This is a genomic window from Methanobrevibacter millerae (genome assembly GCF_001477655.1).
GTDB lineage: Archaea > Methanobacteriota > Methanobacteria > Methanobacteriales > Methanobacteriaceae > Methanocatella > Methanocatella millerae_A.
In genome coordinates this window covers 2,410,250-2,428,863 of sequence record NZ_CP011266.1, presented here as the reverse complement: position 1 = coordinate 2,428,863, position 18,614 = coordinate 2,410,250, and the positions used below count along the sequence as shown (strand labels likewise).

Here is an 18,614-nt window from a genome sequence, read left to right as displayed (position 1 = left end):
AATATGCAGCTAGTTGAAGAAATTTTAGAAAAAACAGATGCCAAGATATGTAAGCATTGCCTTGGACGTATGCTTTCAAAGACAATTGATGGTGAAGATAATGTTTCAAGAGCAGAATCATTGGATTTGGAATTAAATGAGGATGAATGCATTATCTGTGCTAATATTTTCAATAAAATCGATGATGAATTGTTTGATAAGATTTATGATAAGATGGATTTCCTAAAAGTTCAATTTGATTCATTCATTGTCGGATCACGCATAGATAAGGAACTTAAAAAACGTGATGAAAAGTTCATAGAAGAGATGAATTTGGATGTTGAGCCAATCAAAAAGGAAATCAACAGAATAATTGGTAAAAGGCTAGAACAGGAACTTAAAAAAGAAGTTAATTTTGAAAAGCAGGACATTATTGTAAATGTTAACTTAATCAAGGAACCTAAGGTTCGTATTCAAATAAACCCTCTTTTCATCGAAGGCAAATACAATAAGTTGATTCGTGGAATTCCTCAAACAAAATGGCCTTGCGGAAAATGCAAAGGTAGGGGCTGTGAGGAATGTAATTTTACAGGTAAGCAATATCCATGTTCAGTAGAAGAGTTAATTTCCGAGCATATTTTAAAGGCTACTAATGGATATGAAGCCAAATTCCATGGTGCAGGAAGAGAAGATATTGATGTGTTGATGCTGGGTTCGGGAAGACCCTTTGTTCTTGAAATAAAAGAGCCTAAAATAAGAAAAATAGATTTGCCTAAACTCGAAGCTGAAATTAATGAAATTAACGAGGGTAAAACTCAATATCATAATCTAAAATTTACTCATAGGAATAGAAAAGCTGAAATTAAGGTATCATCTCCTGATGCATATAAAGTTTATAAGGCATTGGTTGAGTGTGAATCTCCGTATAATAAAGGAGATTTGGCTATTTTGTCCCAATTGGATGAAATTCATCAGCAAACTCCAATAAGGGTTTCCCACAGACGTGCAGATAAGGTACGTATCAAGCATGTTTTGGATTTGTCATGTGAAGTAATTGATGATACTCATTTTGAAATGACAATTAAGACTGAGGGTGGATTGTACATTAAAGAATTAATTTCAGGTGATGAAGGAAGATCACAGCCTAATGTAGCAGACAAGTTAGGCATTAAGGCATTTTGCAAGCAATTGGATGTAATTGAAGTAAGTGAAAAATAAGGCGATAATATGGGTGAGGAATTTACACATTTAACAGACAGTGGAGTACACATGGTTGAAGTAGGTGCAAAGCCAGATCAAAAAAGAAGGGCTATTGCTTCTGGAAAAATATTTCTTGATGAAAGTACAATCAAAATGATTCAGGCTGAAGAAATAAAGAAAGGTAATGTTTTGACAACTGCTCAGATTGCAGGAATACAGGCAGTTAAAAACACTTCATCAATAATCCCGTTATGCCATCCGTTAAGCCTAACTGGAATTGAAATTGATTTTGATGTTAATCCTACATTTATTACATGTACCTGTGCTGTTAATACTTTAGGAAAAACCGGTGTGGAAATGGAAGCTATCACTGGTGTTAGTGTATCTTTATTAACAATATGGGACATGGTTAAGGCTGTTGAAAAGGATGAGGATGGCCAGTATCCTGATACAAAAATAAGTGAAATCAAGGTTCTTAAAAAAGAAAAAATCTAATTTTTTCAAATTTTTATAATTGACAAATATTATATACTATGAAAAAAATAGTTAATATCAGTTATTTTTATAAATTAATTAAAAAGGAGATATTATGGCAAAAAAAGATAATAAGATTAGCATGCCTCAAACCGGTGCAGGTTTGGTAAGGTACTTTGATGAAGAAAGTGTTGGTCCAAAACTTTCTCCTGAACATGTTGTAGTTTTAACTGTTATTTTAGCTATATTTTGTTTTGTTTTAAGATATTCAGCTTAATATTATTGTTTTTTTAAAACAATTACTACTTTTTTTATATTTGATATTATGTTAACTAAAAGAATTATTCCTTGTTTAGATTGTGATTTACAGGTTCCTGAAGGACGTGTTGTAAAAGGTGTTGAATTTAAAGAAATAAAATATGCAGGTAATCCTGTTGAACTTGCAACTCGTTATTATGAGGAAGGTGCTGATGAAGTTGTTGTTTTGGATATTACAGCTTCACATGAAAGACGTGCTACCATGGCAGATGTAATTGACAGATTAACTGAAAATGTGTTCATGCCAATCTGTGTAGGTGGGGGAATAAGAAAAGTTGACGATTATATTAAGATGTTAAAGGCTGGAGCTGATAAATGCTCAACTAATACGGCAGCTATTAAAAATCCTAGTTTACTGACTGAAGCTTCTAAGGTTGTCGGTTCCCAGGCTGTTGTCATTGGAATCGATGCAAAAAGAAGATATGTTTCACATCCTGATGACGCAAAGGATAAAATAGTTATTGAAACCGATAAAGGATATTGCTGGTTTGACTGCAGCATCTATGGCGGACGTGAATTCACTGGAATGGATGCAATAGCTTGGGCATGTGAGTGTCAGGATCGCGGTGCAGGTGAAATCCTTTTAACCAGTATGGATGGGGATGGAACTCAGGCCGGATATGACATTGAATTAAATAAGGCAATCAATGATGCAGTTGATATTCCTGTCATTGCCAGTGGTGGTGTTGGTGAGCCTAAAGATATTTTAGATGTTTTCGAAAAGACAGATGTAAGTGCAGCTCTTGCAGCAAGTATTTTTCACTTCAATCAATATTCAATTGGTGAGGTAAAAGAATACTTGAAAGAAAATAATGTGGCTGTTAGATTATGATTATAAAAGCCCCTATTGATTTGGAACTGACTCAGGTTTCCGGTCAGACTTCACAGCCTCCATGGAAATACATTGATGATTCTTATAGTGATTTAGTCTGTATTGATGGTGAGCCTTCTATTTTTAATGTAAAACAAACTGATGAATACGTGGATTTTACTTACACTGGAAATGTATCTGAAAAGACAGCTATTGAAAATGTTAAAAAAATTTATGATTTGGACTTTGATTTGGATAAGTTTTATAAATATCTCGATAGCTATGATGAGCTTAAAGACATGTCTAAATTCTGCAATGGATTAAGATTGTTTCAGGCTAAAGATCCTTTTGAATGTATAATTTCATCAATCTGTTCGGCCAACAATTCAATCAAACGTTGGACAAAGTCTATTGACGATATGAAATTAAAATGGGGTCGAAATTTCAATGATTATTATTCTTTTCCAAATCCAAGTAATTTTAAGGAATTATATTTGGATGATGATGAAGAGCTTTTAAATGAAGGAAATATTAAAAATAATAATTTAAAATCTTGTGGTGTCGGTTATAGGGCACCATATATGAGAAAGGCTAGTGATATTTTTACACTTGAAATAGACCTTTCAGATATTTATAAGATGTCCTATGATGAAGCATTTGAAACAATTTTGGAAGTTCCTGGTGTAGGTCCAAAAGTTGCAGATTGTATTTTACTTTATGGATTTGGATTTAGGCAGGCTTTTCCAAGTGATGTATGGATTAAAAGAATTGTATCTTATTTGTATTTTGATGGAAAGGACATTAAAGTAGAAAAAGTACGTGAATTTGGAATGGATGAATTCGGAGACTATGCTGGATATGTCCAATTGTACATGTTCCATTATGCCAGAATGAGTGGATTAATGGATAAACTTAAAAAATAAAGCATAATAATCATTTAATCTTTAAATAGATATAGAAATATTTATATATAATCATTTCTTTTTTATATAATAATGGAGTCAAAAAATCTTCTTTTATTGATTTGTACAGTATTGTCATTTTTCACAGTTTTTGCAGTCAATGCAGTGACTATTGTAATTCCAAGTATTGCCAGTGAGTATGGAATGAGCAATATTATTCAAAATTGGGTTACTATTATATTTTTATTGGTTGTGGCAGTTCTGTCGGTTCCAGCAGGCCAAATTTCTGCTAAATTTGGCCTTAAAAAAGTCACAAATATGAGTATTATTTTATTTATTATAATTTCAATTGTTAATGTGCTTGTAACAACACAGGAACAATTCCTTGCTTGTAGGTTTATTTTAGGAATTTCACTTGCTTTTATTAATGTTACTTCAATGGCAATGATTGTATCTGCATTTCCTCCTGAAGAAAGAGGTAAGGCATTAGGCATTAACATCACTGGTGTTTATGTTGGGCTGTCATTATCTCCTGTTCTTGGTGGAATATTAAATTACAATCTTGGATGGAGATCTGTAGTATTGTTTGGAGTACCATTCTTATTTGTAATATTGGCTTTACTTTTAACCAAAATTGATGAGGAATGGATTTCATTTAAAGGCATTCCACTGGATATTAAAGGTTCATTAACATATGGAATAGGTATGGTTCTTTTCATGTATGGGTTCACTATACTGAATACTCAATTGGGAATTGTATTGACTATTTTAGGAATCCTGATCTTAATAATATTTGGATTAATTGAGCTAAGACAGTCATATCCGGTATTTAACATTAATTTTTTCAAAAATCACAAGTTTTTATCCGCCAATTTCGCATCACTGTGTGCCTACTTGGCAACATATGCAGTAACGACAATACTAAATTATCATTTGCAGTATATTAAGGGATTTGATTCACAGACTGCAGGTTTAATACTGCTTGTTGCACCGCTATGTCAGGTGGTGCTTGCGCCAATAGCCGGAAGATTATCTGATAAGTATGTTCCACAAATTCTGGCAGCTATTGGAATGGCATTGGGAACGATTTCATTATTTTTATTCTCATCTTTAAACGGTCAATCTCCTCTTGAGTTTTTAATATTATCTATGATAATTTATGGTATTGGATTTGGACTTTTTTCACCACCAAATACGAATGTGATAATGGGTTCGGTTCCTCCTAAAGATACATCCGTTGCTTCAGCTGCTGTTGCAACGATGCGTACTGTTGGCCAGGCAATGAGTATGGGAATATTGACATTGGTATTTGCTTTTGTAATGGGAAATGTTCCTATTATTGAACAGTATTATCCATTACTGATAAGCAGTTGTCAAATAACATGCCTGATTTGTGTGGTTCTATGCATTGCATCAGTTTTTGCTTCATTAGTTGGTATAAAATCAACTAATTAATCTCATTTTTTTTAAAATTAGATATTTGTTATATATTAAAATGTCATATGTATCTTTTTGAACAATTATAATAAATAAACTGAGTTTTGGTAAAACATTTATAATTATTGTTATATATTTTTATATGTATAAAATTTTAAAATATTGGAGGTCAATTAATGAAAATAAAACATGTTTTAATCGTGTTTTTAGCGCTATCATTATTATGCTCTATGACATGTGTGTCAGCTTTGGATAATGATAAAAATAACACTTTAAATCATGATGAAATTAGTGTTAATGTCGCTGATGAATCTGATAAATTAGAAAGTTCTCTTAATGGTGGAAATACATTGGATGAACTTGAAAAAATAATTGAAAATGCAAAACCGGGAGATGTAATTAATTTAAACAAGGATTATTATTGTTCACAGACTAATGAAACTTATGGAATATATGTTTTTGATAATGTGACTATAGATGGGCATGGACATTTCTTTGATGGAAATGGATCTAACATGTCTAATGCATTTGTTGCTTATGGAAATAATGTTGTTTTGAAAAATATTAAATTTGTTAATTGGACTTTGGACAATTATCATAGTGTAATTCTATGGGGCGGAAACAATGGTACAATTCAAAACTGTATTTTTGAAAACAATAATGTTTTTGACGGTGAGGTTATTGACTGGTTAGGTAATGAAGGTCATTTGTACGATTCCACTTTTTTAAATAATAGTGCGGATTCTGGAAGTACGATATATTGGAAGGCTAATTATGGATATATCTCTGGCTGTTATTTTGCAGATAATTCCGCTGAAACTGGTGGTTCAATAATATGGGTAGGAAAAGAAGGTTTGATTGAAAATACTACTTTCAATAACAATGCTGCTGATGAAGGAGGTGCAATTTATTGGGATGGACTTTTCGGTACATTAAAAAATATTCATTTCACTAACAATCAAGCTACTGATGGTGGTGCTATATTTAGTGATGCCAGTGGTTTAAATGTATCCGAATGTTCATTCGATACTAATTTTGCTAATGAAAGTGGTGGTTCCATTTATTTTGCAGGCGGAGATGCTGAAATACATGATTCTGAATTCATAAGTAATAATGCTGATGCTGGTGGTGCTATATTTATCGATGATTATATCGTTTTGGATGTATTCGATTCCTCTTTTTCAAATAATACCGCTAATGCTGGTGGTGCAATTTTAGTTGAAGGGGAATTAAATTTTTATAATTCTATTTGTTCAAATAATTCTGCAAATAAAATTGGTGGTGCTATTTACAGTGAATTTTATGCATTTATTGCAAACTCTACATTTACTCAAAATATTGCTGAAAAAGGTGGTGCTATATTTATTGAAGATGGAGAGATTATTAATTCCACATTATTAAATAACAACGCAAAAATTAGTGGTGGAGCATTGTATGTTGATGAAAAATTAAATATTGTGAATTCTACTTTTAAAAATAATAATGCGGTTGATGGAAGTAACACTATTGCAGTTTATGGGGAGGATTCAGTTACTATAGACAATCAAACTACTTGTGATGATTTCTGTATTCAGGAATTGGTTGATGTATATATAGATGTTTCTGATATTGTTTATGGTGATACTTTAAACATGTTTTTTGACATATATGGTCTTAATCAAACATTTGATGGCAAAATTCTCAATATTACATTGAATAATAAGAAATATTCCGCAAAGATTGTTAATAATAGTGCAAATTTAACCATTCCTAATTTAAATGTTGGTGTTTATTCAGGTTATGTGATTTTCAACGATTATCCTGATTGTGGTGGAGGAGATTCATATAGTTTTAATGTTAATAAAATTGATACTATGATGTTTCCACATAACGTACCAATCATAGGAATCAATGCTTTTAATTTATCTGCAACTATTTATCCTTCTGATGCAAAGGGTAAAATATATTTTGATTTAAATGGTACAGAGTATGTTGCAGATGTTAAAAATGGTGTTGCAAGTGTCATAGTTGATAAATTAATTCCGGATTATTATTTGATTAATTTAAAATATTCGGGAGATTCTATTTATAGTTATTCCGAATCTGTTATTTTACTTCAGGTTGATGAACATTATCCTGTAATCACTGCACCGGATGTGGAAAAATATTATAAAGGTTCTGAACGTTTCATTATTACATTAACAGATAATACTGCTTCACCGATAGCTAATGCTACCGTTAAAATAAATATTAATGACGTTGAGTATACAAGAGTCACTGATAGTAAAGGAGTTACTTCAATAGCATTGGGATTGTCTGGTGGAGATTATGATGTAACTACAGAATTCAATTCTTCCAAAGCCTATTCTACGGTTAAAATTAAAAGTACTGTCGAAGGATCTGATATTGAAAAGATGTTCCGCAATGGAACTCAGTACTATGCTAAATTCATGGATTCTAATGGTAAGACTTTGCCTAATAATACTGCAGTGACTTTCAACATTAACGGGGTAATGTATACTCGTAATACAAATGCTTCAGGTGTTGCTCGTTTGAATATTAATTTAAATCCGGGTGATTACATAATCACAGCAACCAATCCTAAAACTAATGAAATGTATTCCAATGTTATCACAGTTTTATCTCCAATCTCTGAAAATGATGATTTGGTTAAATACTATAAAAATGATTCACAGTATTCCATCAGGCTTTTGGATAATGAAGGTAATCCTGTAGGTGCTAATGTAAGTGCAACATTCAATATTAATGGAGTATTTTATACACGTTATTCCAATGCTTCAGGTCATGTTAAGTTAAATATTAACCTTGCTCCTGGAAATTATGTTATAACTGCAGAGTATAATGGGGTAAAGGCTTCTAATTACATTAATGTATTGCCTACCCTGGAAGCTAAAGACTTATCTATGAAGTATCGTGACGGATCTAAATTCGAAGTTAAGGTATTGGATGGCACTGGTGATGCATTAGCTAATGCTAACGTTAATTTAAATATTAATGGTGTACTTTACACACGTATCAGTGACGATGAAGGTATTGCCCGTTTAAACATTAATTTAATGCCTGGTCAATATATCATTACTTCAAGTTATAATACTTTAAATATTTCAAATAAAATTACTATTTCAAGTTAATGGAGTCGTTAAAAGATAAATGATTATACTTTAAGGAGAGGAAACATGAAGATAAAAAACATAATGATTGGATTAATGATATTATTTGTTTTATGTTCAATTTCTAGCGTCAGCGCTATTGATTTAAATGATACGCAATCAGTAGATGCTGATTTTGTAGCTATTTCAAATGATGATGTTCAATTATCTATTCAACAAGATGATAACTTAAGTTCAGGTTCATTTAATGAACTTCAAAATCAAATAAATAAAGCCTCAAATGGGGCAGTTATAAAGTTAAGTCAGGATTATTCTGTAAGCGGGGATTCCGGAATATCAATTGGTAAAAGCTTGACAATCAATGGACAAGGCCATACAATTGACTGTTCTAATTTAAAATATACTTATCTATTTGATTCATCAAGTGGAAAGATTACTTTAGAAAATCTGGTAATAAAAAATAATAAAAATATGCGATTAGGTTTTGGAGCCATATATATTAGAGGAACTGCGGAATACACAATCAATAACTGTACTTTTATGGCCAATACTGCATCTGATGGTGGAGCGATTTATAATGGTGTGAGAGAAAACACACTTACTGTTAAAAATTCCAAATTCATTAATTGCGGAGTTTCAGGTGGTAGTGGTGGAGCGATTTATTCTAGGGGAAATTTAATTATTGAAAATTGTTATTTTGAAGGTAACACGGCTTTAATTGATGGGGCTGCTGTTTATTCTGATAAAATAGTTAAAGTAATTAACACAAAATTTATCTCCAATAAATTATCTAAAATGGATGTTAAGCATCCAACATATGGTGGTGCAATTTATTCTGGTGATGCGGTATATGTTGAAAGATGTCAGTTTACAAATAATGCTGCTGATGATTTAGGTGGGGCAATTTTTTCATATGCAAATATTGTAGTTAAAAATTCATCCTTCACTAAAAACTCTGCTCTTAAGGGTGGTGCCATTTATTCAGATAGTTCAAATGTAGTTATTTCAACTTCAACCTTTACTGATAATGCTGCTAAATCCGGTGAAGGTGGAGCTATTTATTCCTCTAAATGGACACATATTGAAAATTCAACATTCACAAGAAATACTGCCGATGCTAAAGGCGGAGCAGTATATACCAATTATATTCAATTTGGTCCAAATGTATTTTTCATAAATAACACTGCTAAGGATCATGGTGGTGCAGTATACACCGATTACATTTCATCTAATGTATGTAATATTAATTTTAATGGAAATAAGGTTACCCGCGATTTTGGTGGGGCTATTTATATTAATAAAAAATCTGGTGATGTGTCTTTCATCAATTCCACATTTATAGCTAACTCCGCTACGGCTGGTGATGGTGGAGCTATATTCAGTGATAGCGGATCAACAAATATCATATTAATTAATTCAACATTTAAAAATAATTATGCAACCGGTGGTAAAGAAAAACGTTATGGTGGAGCAGTAAGGTGTAAAAATAAACTTACTGTTGATAATTGTACTTTTATAGATAATTGGGCTGAAAATTTAGGTGGTGCTATTTATACAGATTTATTGGATAGCATTAAAAATTCAGTATTCATATCCAATCATGCTAAAGAAGGTGGAGCAATTTATGTCAACAATAAATGCACAATGTCTATTATCAATACCTATTTCAGTTCCAATAAAGCTACTGATGGGCGTGGAGGAGCAATCTATACAGATTCAAAATCTGCTTCTTTAACTATAAATAATAATGTATTTTTAGGCAATGATGCATCAGGTCAAGGAAAAGATGTTTTCAACAGTGGAAAATATTCATCTATTCAACAAAATTGGTGGGGAACTAATTCTCCTTCATTTAATAATGAGAAATTGATGGAATATCACACAATTGGTCGTAATGAAAAACATTCTGATGGCAATCCAAATAAAGTTAGTATTTCTGGTGATTCAAAAGGATATGTTGGTGTTGATAGCACTATAAAAGTTACTTTCACATCAGGTGTATCTAACTATGAATTTTCCACAATCAAGTTATCTTCAGATAAAAAAGGCACTTTCACAACTAAAAATATTGCTGGCAATTCTTTAGAAGTCATATTTGTTCCTAATGAGGAGGGAACTCATAAGATTACTGCTACTGTTGATTCTGAAACTTTAACATATAATTTGGCTGTTGGTAAAATCAGTGTTTATGGAAAAGACATGACTAAAGTTCAGGGTGATAATAAGACTTTCACTGCAGTATTTAAAGATTCAAATGGCAATTATCTAAATAAGGGTAGCGAAGTTGCTTTTGAAATTAATAAGGTTGAATATAAAGCTAAGGTTTCTAGTAATGGTGTTGCTCAGTTAACTTCCATAAGTAATTTACAGCCAGGTGTTTACACTGTTAAATCAATCAATAAGGTTACTGGTGAATCTTTCACTAATCAGCTTAAAATAGTGTCAAGAAATGCTACATATAATATAAACGATATTTTTTCAGTTAAATTCGCTTCAGAAAAATTAAAAAATGGCAGTGTGATATTTAAGGTTGGAAGCTATACTTTCAATGCCAATATTACTGATGATATTGCATATTGTCAATTAAATGTTAAAGCAGGTGATTATGCCGTTAAGGTGTTACATAACAATAAGGAAGTTTACACCATTAACATCAAGGTGCTTAATAAATATTCTCAAACACCTGCAATTTTAAATAAAACGAGTTATGGTTCTTTAATACCATTACATACTAATGAAACTTTCAATAAAGCAAGTAATGTTATTTATAGTAATATTGGAGATAATCTTCGTCGTTATATTTTCCCGAATGGAGAATCAAGTATTATTTATAATGTGACGGTCTCAAATAATGGCGAATTTGAAAATGTTCTTAAAAAAATATCCGGTAATGATTTCAGGGCAGACATTATAATAATCAACCTTAAGAAGGATACGTATAAACTTGCCAGTGGTTTTTATAAAGACAAGGAATGGAGTTATTATATTCACTTAACTCATGGTGCTCTATATATTAACGGTAATGGTGCTACAATTGATGATAACTATAAAAATGGATTTATTACTTTAGAAAAAGGAACTAAAATTTCAGTAAATAATCTTACTTTTACACGTTTTAAACGTGTATTTGTAAATAATGGTGAAGTATACTGTAATGGAGTTAGTTTTGTTAAAAATGATGCATCTTTCTGGGCAACCACAACTCAGGGAAGTGTTATCTATAATAAAAATACAGCTACCTTCATAAATTGTGTTTTTGACAAAAATGATAATAGGCATGGCGCATCTGTTTACACGTATCAGGATGATATGCCGGCAGCGGTTTTATATGCGGAACCAGGTTCATTAACGAATTTTGTCTTATGCGATTTCAAAACTGATTATGATACTATTCATGCTGTTGATGGAAGTATGGTTGTTCTTTATGATAAGAATAGGGATAACTTCAATAAACTCACAAAAGACCTAAATAATAACTTTGAAGCAGGATCCTGTCTTGATTATAGACCATATTCATCTTTCAATGTCAATAGGACTGCTACCTATACTTATAATAATGTTCTTAAGTTAGCAAAAGATAATAGGGAAAGTATTTTTAATTCCAATAGTTCTTCATTTGTTTTTAATTTAGATAAAAAAACATATACTATTTCTTCATCTGATTATAATAATGTAGCGTTCAAAAATGACTTCCGTTCTTATAATTCTAAAGCGACATTTGCTACAAAGGGCGGTAAAAAGGACAATTACCATATCCGTCATGGTTTCTTATTTGATATTGGAAGTAGGTCTGTAGTTATAAATGGTAATGGTGCTGAAATCAAATTGTCTGGTAGTTCAGATAAAAGTGACAATCATTTTGCTTTTGTTCCAAAATATGGTTCATTAACTTTGATTAACTTAACTATATCCGGTTTTAATGATGCTATTGTCAATTATGGTAAGTTAATTATTATTAACTGTACATTTAAGGATAATCGGATACATTATTTCTATCAAAATGCTGAATCCGAATTTGGTGGGGCGATAAGAAATTATGACTCATCATATGTTTACAATACAACGTTCACCAATAATCGTGCTTCTTATGGTGGAGCATACTTTGGTAAAGGGGTTTCTTCATTTGCTCAATTCTATAACTGTTCATTCAGTGGAAATACCCGATTGTCCAATTTAGCATGGTATAATGGTGATGATAATCCAATATACTTGGATGAAAATGCTGTTGTCAAAGTTATTGGCTGTAATGGACTCTCTAAATCTAATATCATTACAAAAAATGATGGATTAGTTTTATACAGGGACAGTCTCAACGAAACTATTTATAATTTAGTTGTAAATGATGTTTCCGATTTATATAAATTATCTGTTGTAGTTAATAGCAATGATAATTATGATGTTATTAATGTATCCTTTGTAAACAAGCAATACGGTGCAATACCTAATTCAAAAATATTGTTTGATTTCAATTACGGTAATCTGATTTTAAATGGTAATGGCGCTACAATATTTGTTCAAAATCCTGATGATAAAGATGAGACTCAATTTTTAGTAACGAAAAAAAGGTCTTCTGTATTTATCAATAATCTAACGATTCAGGGATTTAACATTGCAATTTATAATAAGGGTACTGTCAGTATTTTCAATTCTCATATGAATAATAATAAGGTTGATTATAATGTGAAAAGTGATTATGGTGGAGCTATTGTTAATGAAGGTTCAGTCCTTATTTATAATTCCACATTCGCTAATAACTATGCTAAATATGCAGGAGCAATTTATAATAAAGGTACTTTAAGTATTGTTGCTAGTGATTTTTCAAATAATAAGGGATATAGTAGCAAAAGCAATGTTGATGTCTATAATCAGGAGGCTGCAGTTTCAATAGTTTCAGTTAAGTCATATCCTAGTGTAACTGATCATTTCCCAAGACCTGCATGGCAACAGGATTTAATTGAAACTAGTATTACATTGGCTATTACATTAGTTACTGCTGGTGTTAGTTGTGGAGTTTCATATGCTGAAATTGCGGCAGCCCATTACATTAATATGCTTGTAGGTACTGTTGCAGGTACTATAGGAGGTTTAGCCAATGCAATATCATATTCTGTTGATAATCATGACTATAGTCAGTTTGCTTCAAGACTTTTAAGCGGTATCAATGATGGTGTAAGTGCTGTAGCGTATGGTGAGGGATTAAATCTTATAATTAAAAATTCTGTTAATCCTTTAGCAAATCAGCATATGGCTCCTGAAAAAATGCAGGAAATAGGTATTAATAAGATTTTTGATAGTTTTGTTAAAGCTTCAATTAGGCTTGTTAAAGATGTTATTATTGCATGAGGAAATGGCTGTTGAACAAAATAGAGAACTTATTTTCTCTATTCTTTTTTTTATTTTGGTGTAAAAATAGTTAAAAGATAGTTTGGTAACTATCTTTCTTCGACATATAATTTGTTCATGTGGTCGCCTTGTTCAATTGCATTAACCACATCTTGGCCTTTAATTACTTGACCGAATACAGTATGAACTCCGTCTAAGTGAGGTTGTGGTGAGTGAGTAATAAAGAATTGGCTTCCACCAGTGTCTTTACCTGCATGTGCCATTGATAAAGCACCAGTTCCATGTTTGTGAGGATTTCCTTCAGTTTCACATTTGATGGTATAACCTGGTCCGCCTGTTCCATTTCCATTAGGGCATCCGCCTTGTATTACAAAGTTGGGAATTACTCTATGGAAAGTTAATCCATCATAAAATCCTTCGTTAATCAATTTTTCGAAGTTAGCTACAGTTCCTGGAGCTTCATTTGGGAATAATTCTAATTCAATTACTCCTTTATCAGTTTCAATTATTGCGACTTTCATTTAATCACCTTTTTTTATAATTATAATATAAATATCATTATTTATATAATTATTAGTGATTATTATGAATACTAAAGAACTTATTGAAATTGAAGATAATTATTTTATTAACACATTCACAAGACAACCAATCGTATTGGATCATGGGGATGGTGTAAAAGTAACAGATATTGATGGAAATGAATATATAGATATGTTTGCTGGAATTGCCGTTAATGCCTTAGGTCACAATCATCCAAAACTCGTTAAAGCTATTCAAGATCAGGCAGAAAAGCTTATTCATGTGTCAAGTATTTACTATAATGAACCTGCATTAATCTATGCTAAAAAATTAATCGAATTAACAAGTTTTGATAGAATATTTTATGCAAACAGTGGTGCTGAAGCAAATGAAGGAGCTATAAAGTTAGCTGTAAAATACACTGGAAAAAGTGAAGTAATATCAACTATAGAATCATTTCACGGAAGAACGGTTACAACACTTGCAGCAACTGGGCATGAACATTATCACGAACCATTCAAAGCAATATTGCCAAAAGGATTTATTAATGTGCCATACAATAATATAGATGCAATAAAAGAAGCTATTACAGATAATACTGCTGCAATTATTGTGGAGCCTGTTCAAGGTGAAGGTGGAGTCAATATTCCTGATATGGACTACCTTAAGGAAATCTCCAAAATATGTAAGGAAAATAATATTGTTTTCATAGTCGATGAAGTGCAAACAGGATTTGGAAGATGTGGAACATTATTTGCCCATGAATTGTTTGATGTAAAACCTGATATAATGACTATGGCAAAAGCTATTGGAGGAGGAGTTCCAATGGGTGGTATTCTTGCAACTGATGAAGTGGCCAGCGCATTTGTACCTGGAGATCACGGAACCACATTCGGTGGGGGACCATTGGTATGTGCTGCAGCTAATGCAGTTTTGGATGTTATCTATGATGATGATTTGTTAACTAATTCAAAAGAAATGGGCCAATACCTAAAAGAAGAATTAGAAAAACTTCAGGAAAATCATGATATCATTAAAGAAGTAAGAGGCTGCGGATTGATGGTCGGTATTGAATTGACACAACCTGGTGCAGAATATGTTGATAAACTCCGTGAAAAAGGATTTTTAATCAACTGTACTGCTGGAAATGTCTTAAGACTAGTTCCACCATTAATAATCAAAAAAGAAGAAATTGATGAATTTGTAAAAGCTTTAGATGAAACACTCTAAAGTTCACTATTCTTTTTTTCTATTATTTTTTCAAGAGATGATGTAATATCCAGAGATTTAATCTCTTCAACACCAGCCCACATCCAATCATCATGCTCATCGCTTATTTTGACTTCACCTGAAATGTCTTTTGCATACATTATTAACTGCACTGTTCTTTTGTGAGGATAATCATCCTGAACTGCTTCTCCAAAGTCTCCAACTTTAATGTCAAGACCGGTTTCTTCCCGGATTTCACGAATCAATGCTTCATCAAAAAATTCGCATTTTTCTATTTTTCCACCGGGCAGTTCCCATTTGTGAGGATTTGTTTTTGATTTCGGATGTCTTCTCAGGACTAAAATTTTTCCATCATCGTTTTTTACTATGCCTCTCATTGTCAATCCGTAAGGTTTTTCCATTTTATCACCTTTAAATTTAATTTATTTTTTTTAATTAATTAAATGGTTGGCAAAATCCTTTCCTTCACTAGTTTTAAATAATATCTAATATAAACCTATAACTATAATAAAACTTTTTTAGGAGTTTATATTATGGATTTAAATATTAAAGTCAATGAAAAAAACCATTTGGATATAGGTGGAGCTGATGCAGTAGATATTGCAGAAGAATTTGGAACTCCAACATATGTTATTGATGAAAATAGGATTAGAGATAACTATAACAGATTTTATAGTGCATTTTCTAAATATTATCCTGATTTCAAAGTATTTTATGCATGTAAAGCTAATACAAACCTAGCTGTAATGAAAATTTTGGAAAGCGAAGGATGCTGCATTGATGCAGTTTCTCCTGGTGAAGTTTACACTGCTAAAAAATTAGGTTTCGACGGTCAAAGAATTCTTTTTACAGGTAACAACATTACCAATGAAGAATTGAAATTCGTTCATGAAGAAGGTGCTGTTTTAAATATTGACTCTGTTTCAGCACTCAACAGGTTAGCTAAAATCATCGATCCTGAAGGAGTTAAAATTTCATTTAGGGTCAACCCGATGGTCGGTGCAGGACACCATGATCACTGTATCACCGGAGGAGTCATGAGTAAATTTGGTATTATGGATTCTGAAGCTAGTGAAGTTTATCAACAGGCAAAAGATTTAGGATTCAATCCAGTTGGTATGCATTCTCATATAGGTTCAGGTATTTTAGACCCTGAACCATTCAAATTAGCTATTGAATCTACTATGGATATTGCAGGAAAAGTCCATCAGGATGTTGGAATTGACTTTGAATTTGTTGATTTCGGTGGTGGAGTAGGTATTCCATACACTCCTGAAGAAAAAATCGTGGACTTGGACAAATTCGCAGAAGTCAATATAGGATTATTCAAGGAAAAACTGGAAGAGTTCGATATGGGTTCACCTACAATGTATCTCGAACCTGGAAGATTCCTTGTTGGTGATGCAAGTGTGCTTTTAGTAACCGTAAACAGCGTCAAACAAAGTTACAGAAAATTCATCGGTGTAGATGCAGGTTTCCACACACTCCTCAGACCTGCAATGTATGATTCATACCACCACATTGTAGATGCAAGCAAAATGGATGCTCCTAATACTCAGGAAGTCGACATTGCAGGTAATGTCTGTGAATCCGGAGACTTGTTTGCACGTGACAGGCCAATGCCTGATGTTGAAGAAGGAGATGTCTTAGGAATAATGAATGCAGGAGCATATGGTTTTACAATGTCTTCAAACTACAACTCAAGACCATTGGCATCAGAAATATTGGTAACTGATGGAAAATGCCAAATAGTACGTGAAAGACAATCATTTGAAGATTTATATGCGCAGCAAATAATTCCTGATCATTTAAAATAAGTGATATCATGCTTGATTTAAAAGGATTAAAATTTTCAAAAATGCATGGTATTGGAAATGACTTCCCTATAATTGACGAATCAAAAGGTGAAGTAATTCCCGAAAGCGATAAGCCGGAAGCTTGCAGAATATTATGCCACAGAAACTTCGGTGTAGGTGGAGATGGAGTATTGTTTGTAGAACCGTCTGATGTTGCAGACATTGGATACAGAATGTTCAATCCAGATGGAAGCGAAGCTGAAATGTGTGGTAATGGTATAAGATGCTTTGGTGATTTTGTTTATAGAAAAGGTATTTTAAAACAGGAAAAAATGACTGTTGAAACAAGAGCCGGGATTAAAACCATTGAAATAACTCTAGAAAATGATGAGCCTGTTTTGTTTAAGGTAGATATGGGCACATCAACTTTCAAAACTCCTGAAATTCCAATGACTAGTGATGAAGATGAATTTATTGACGGCCAATTGGATGTCATTGACACTAAATTCAATGTTACAGCCATTAGTGTAGGAAATCCTCATGCAATAATCTTCGTCGATGATGTTGATTCCATTGACATTAATAAATATGGTCCGGCTATTGAAGCACATGAAGTTTTTCCTGAAAAAATCAATGTACACTTTGTTGAAGTCATAAGCAAAAATGAAGGTAGGATGATTACCTGGGAACGTGGTGCAGGAGTAACTCTTGCATGCGGTACTGGCGCAACCTCAACAGCAATTTCCGGTTATAAATTAGGATTATTTGATGAAAATATATTGCTACATTTACCTGGTGGAGATTTAAACTTTGATGTCTATGAGGAAAATGGTGAATTGGGAGCTTTCATGAAAGGTCCTGCAAAACTTGTTTTTGATGGAGAATTCTAATTATTCTCCTTTTTTAATATTTAAATTAGATAAGCATTTATCAATACAATATCTTCAAAAAAATAATGTTCTTTTTTTGCAATTTCTGCTATGAAACCAAGTTCATCAAGCATGTTTAGTGTTTCATCATTATCCGAAAATGAAGACTGAATCAGCTGGACAATTCCACCATCATTTAAATGATTTTTCACTTCATTTAAAAAAAGATCAATAACTTTTCTTCCATTTAATCCACCATCGAATGCATAATTTAAATTGCTATCTATAACATCACCTTCATCAGTAGGTAGATATGGAGTATTGAATAAAATTACATCAAACTTTCTATTTTTTACAGGTTCAAAAAGATTTCCAAAAAGCAATTCTATGTTATCAATGTTATTTGCTTTAAAATTTGATTCTGCTAAGGTTATAGCATCAAAATTAATGTCTGTTGCGGTTACTTTGTCAGTTAGTTTGGATGCATACATTGCTACAATTCCAGTGCCAGTACCAATCTCTAAAACACTTTGTCCATTTTTTATCTCTAAATTTTCAGCAAGAAGATAACTGTCTTCCGCAGGTATGTAAACATTTTCGTGAGTATCAATTATAAAATCCAT

General features: G+C 32.2%; 14 protein-coding genes. 11 read left to right on the top strand and 3 right to left on the bottom strand.

The window, feature by feature from the left end; all coding sequences use genetic code 11:
• The first annotated feature begins 3 nt into the window (after window positions 1-3).
• The 8 genes from SM9_RS11000 (at window position 4) to SM9_RS10965 (ending at window position 13,574) form a co-directional block, all read left to right on the top strand.
• The gene (locus SM9_RS11000) at window positions 4-1,197 is read left to right on the top strand and encodes a tRNA pseudouridine(54/55) synthase Pus10 (RefSeq protein WP_058740181.1); all 1,194 of its coding nucleotides are present in this window, start codon (window positions 4-6) and stop codon (window positions 1,195-1,197) included.
• Window positions 1,198-1,206: 9 nt separating this feature from the next.
• On the top strand, window positions 1,207-1,674 hold the full coding sequence (gene moaC, locus SM9_RS10995) for a cyclic pyranopterin monophosphate synthase MoaC (protein ID WP_058740180.1): 468 nt from the start codon (window positions 1,207-1,209) through the stop codon (window positions 1,672-1,674).
• 94 nt (window positions 1,675-1,768) lie between these two features.
• Window positions 1,769-1,930 (top strand): preprotein translocase subunit Sec61beta, encoded by a 162-nt coding sequence (locus SM9_RS10990; protein ID WP_058740179.1) that lies wholly within the window; start codon window positions 1,769-1,771, stop codon window positions 1,928-1,930.
• 48 nt (window positions 1,931-1,978) lie between these two features.
• Entirely contained in the window at window positions 1,979-2,803 is an 825-nt protein-coding gene (gene hisF, locus SM9_RS10985) for an imidazole glycerol phosphate synthase subunit HisF (protein WP_058740178.1), read from the top strand.
• Entirely contained in the window at window positions 2,800-3,705 is a 906-nt protein-coding gene (locus SM9_RS10980; RefSeq protein ID WP_058740177.1) for a DNA glycosylase, read from the top strand. Before hisF ends, SM9_RS10980 begins: the two co-directional genes overlap by 4 nt.
• Window positions 3,706-3,777: 72 nt before the next feature.
• Entirely contained in the window at window positions 3,778-5,139 is a 1,362-nt protein-coding gene (locus SM9_RS10975; protein WP_232299132.1) for an MFS transporter, read from the top strand.
• Between the two features lie 158 nt (window positions 5,140-5,297).
• Window positions 5,298-8,252, top strand: coding sequence for a carboxypeptidase-like regulatory domain-containing protein (locus SM9_RS10970; protein ID WP_058740175.1), 2,955 nt, complete (start codon window positions 5,298-5,300; stop codon window positions 8,250-8,252).
• Between the two features lie 45 nt (window positions 8,253-8,297).
• Window positions 8,298-13,574, top strand: coding sequence for a right-handed parallel beta-helix repeat-containing protein (locus SM9_RS10965; protein ID WP_058740174.1), 5,277 nt, complete (start codon window positions 8,298-8,300; stop codon window positions 13,572-13,574).
• 89 nt (window positions 13,575-13,663) lie between these two features.
• On the opposite strand, the gene SM9_RS10960 is transcribed toward SM9_RS10965, so the two are convergent.
• Entirely contained in the window at window positions 13,664-14,095 is a 432-nt protein-coding gene (locus SM9_RS10960) for a peptidylprolyl isomerase (RefSeq protein ID WP_058740173.1), read from the bottom strand.
• A 64-nt stretch (window positions 14,096-14,159) separates the two neighbouring features.
• On the opposite strand from SM9_RS10960, the gene SM9_RS10955 reads away from it, so the two are divergent.
• A complete protein-coding gene (locus SM9_RS10955) occupies window positions 14,160-15,326 on the top strand; it encodes an aspartate aminotransferase family protein (RefSeq protein ID WP_058740172.1) in 1,167 nt (388 codons plus the stop codon).
• On the opposite strand, the gene SM9_RS10950 is transcribed toward SM9_RS10955, so the two are convergent.
• Complete coding sequence (locus SM9_RS10950; protein ID WP_058740171.1) at window positions 15,323-15,727, bottom strand: NUDIX hydrolase; 405 nt, start codon at window positions 15,725-15,727, stop codon at window positions 15,323-15,325. The genes SM9_RS10955 and SM9_RS10950 overlap by 4 nt on opposite strands.
• Window positions 15,728-15,859: 132 nt before the next feature.
• On the opposite strand from SM9_RS10950, the gene lysA reads away from it, so the two are divergent.
• Window positions 15,860-17,143 (top strand): diaminopimelate decarboxylase, encoded by a 1,284-nt coding sequence (gene lysA, locus SM9_RS10945; RefSeq protein WP_058740170.1) that lies wholly within the window; start codon window positions 15,860-15,862, stop codon window positions 17,141-17,143.
• An 8-nt stretch (window positions 17,144-17,151) separates the two neighbouring features.
• Window positions 17,152-18,012 (top strand): diaminopimelate epimerase, encoded by an 861-nt coding sequence (gene dapF / locus SM9_RS10940; protein ID WP_058740169.1) that lies wholly within the window; start codon window positions 17,152-17,154, stop codon window positions 18,010-18,012.
• 20 nt (window positions 18,013-18,032) lie between these two features.
• Here dapF and SM9_RS10935 read toward each other — a convergent pair whose 3' ends face one another.
• Window positions 18,033-18,614 carry a HemK2/MTQ2 family protein methyltransferase gene (locus tag SM9_RS10935; RefSeq protein WP_058740168.1) on the bottom strand — a complete coding sequence of 194 codons (582 nt, stop codon included), beginning with the start codon at window positions 18,612-18,614 and terminating at the stop codon, window positions 18,033-18,035.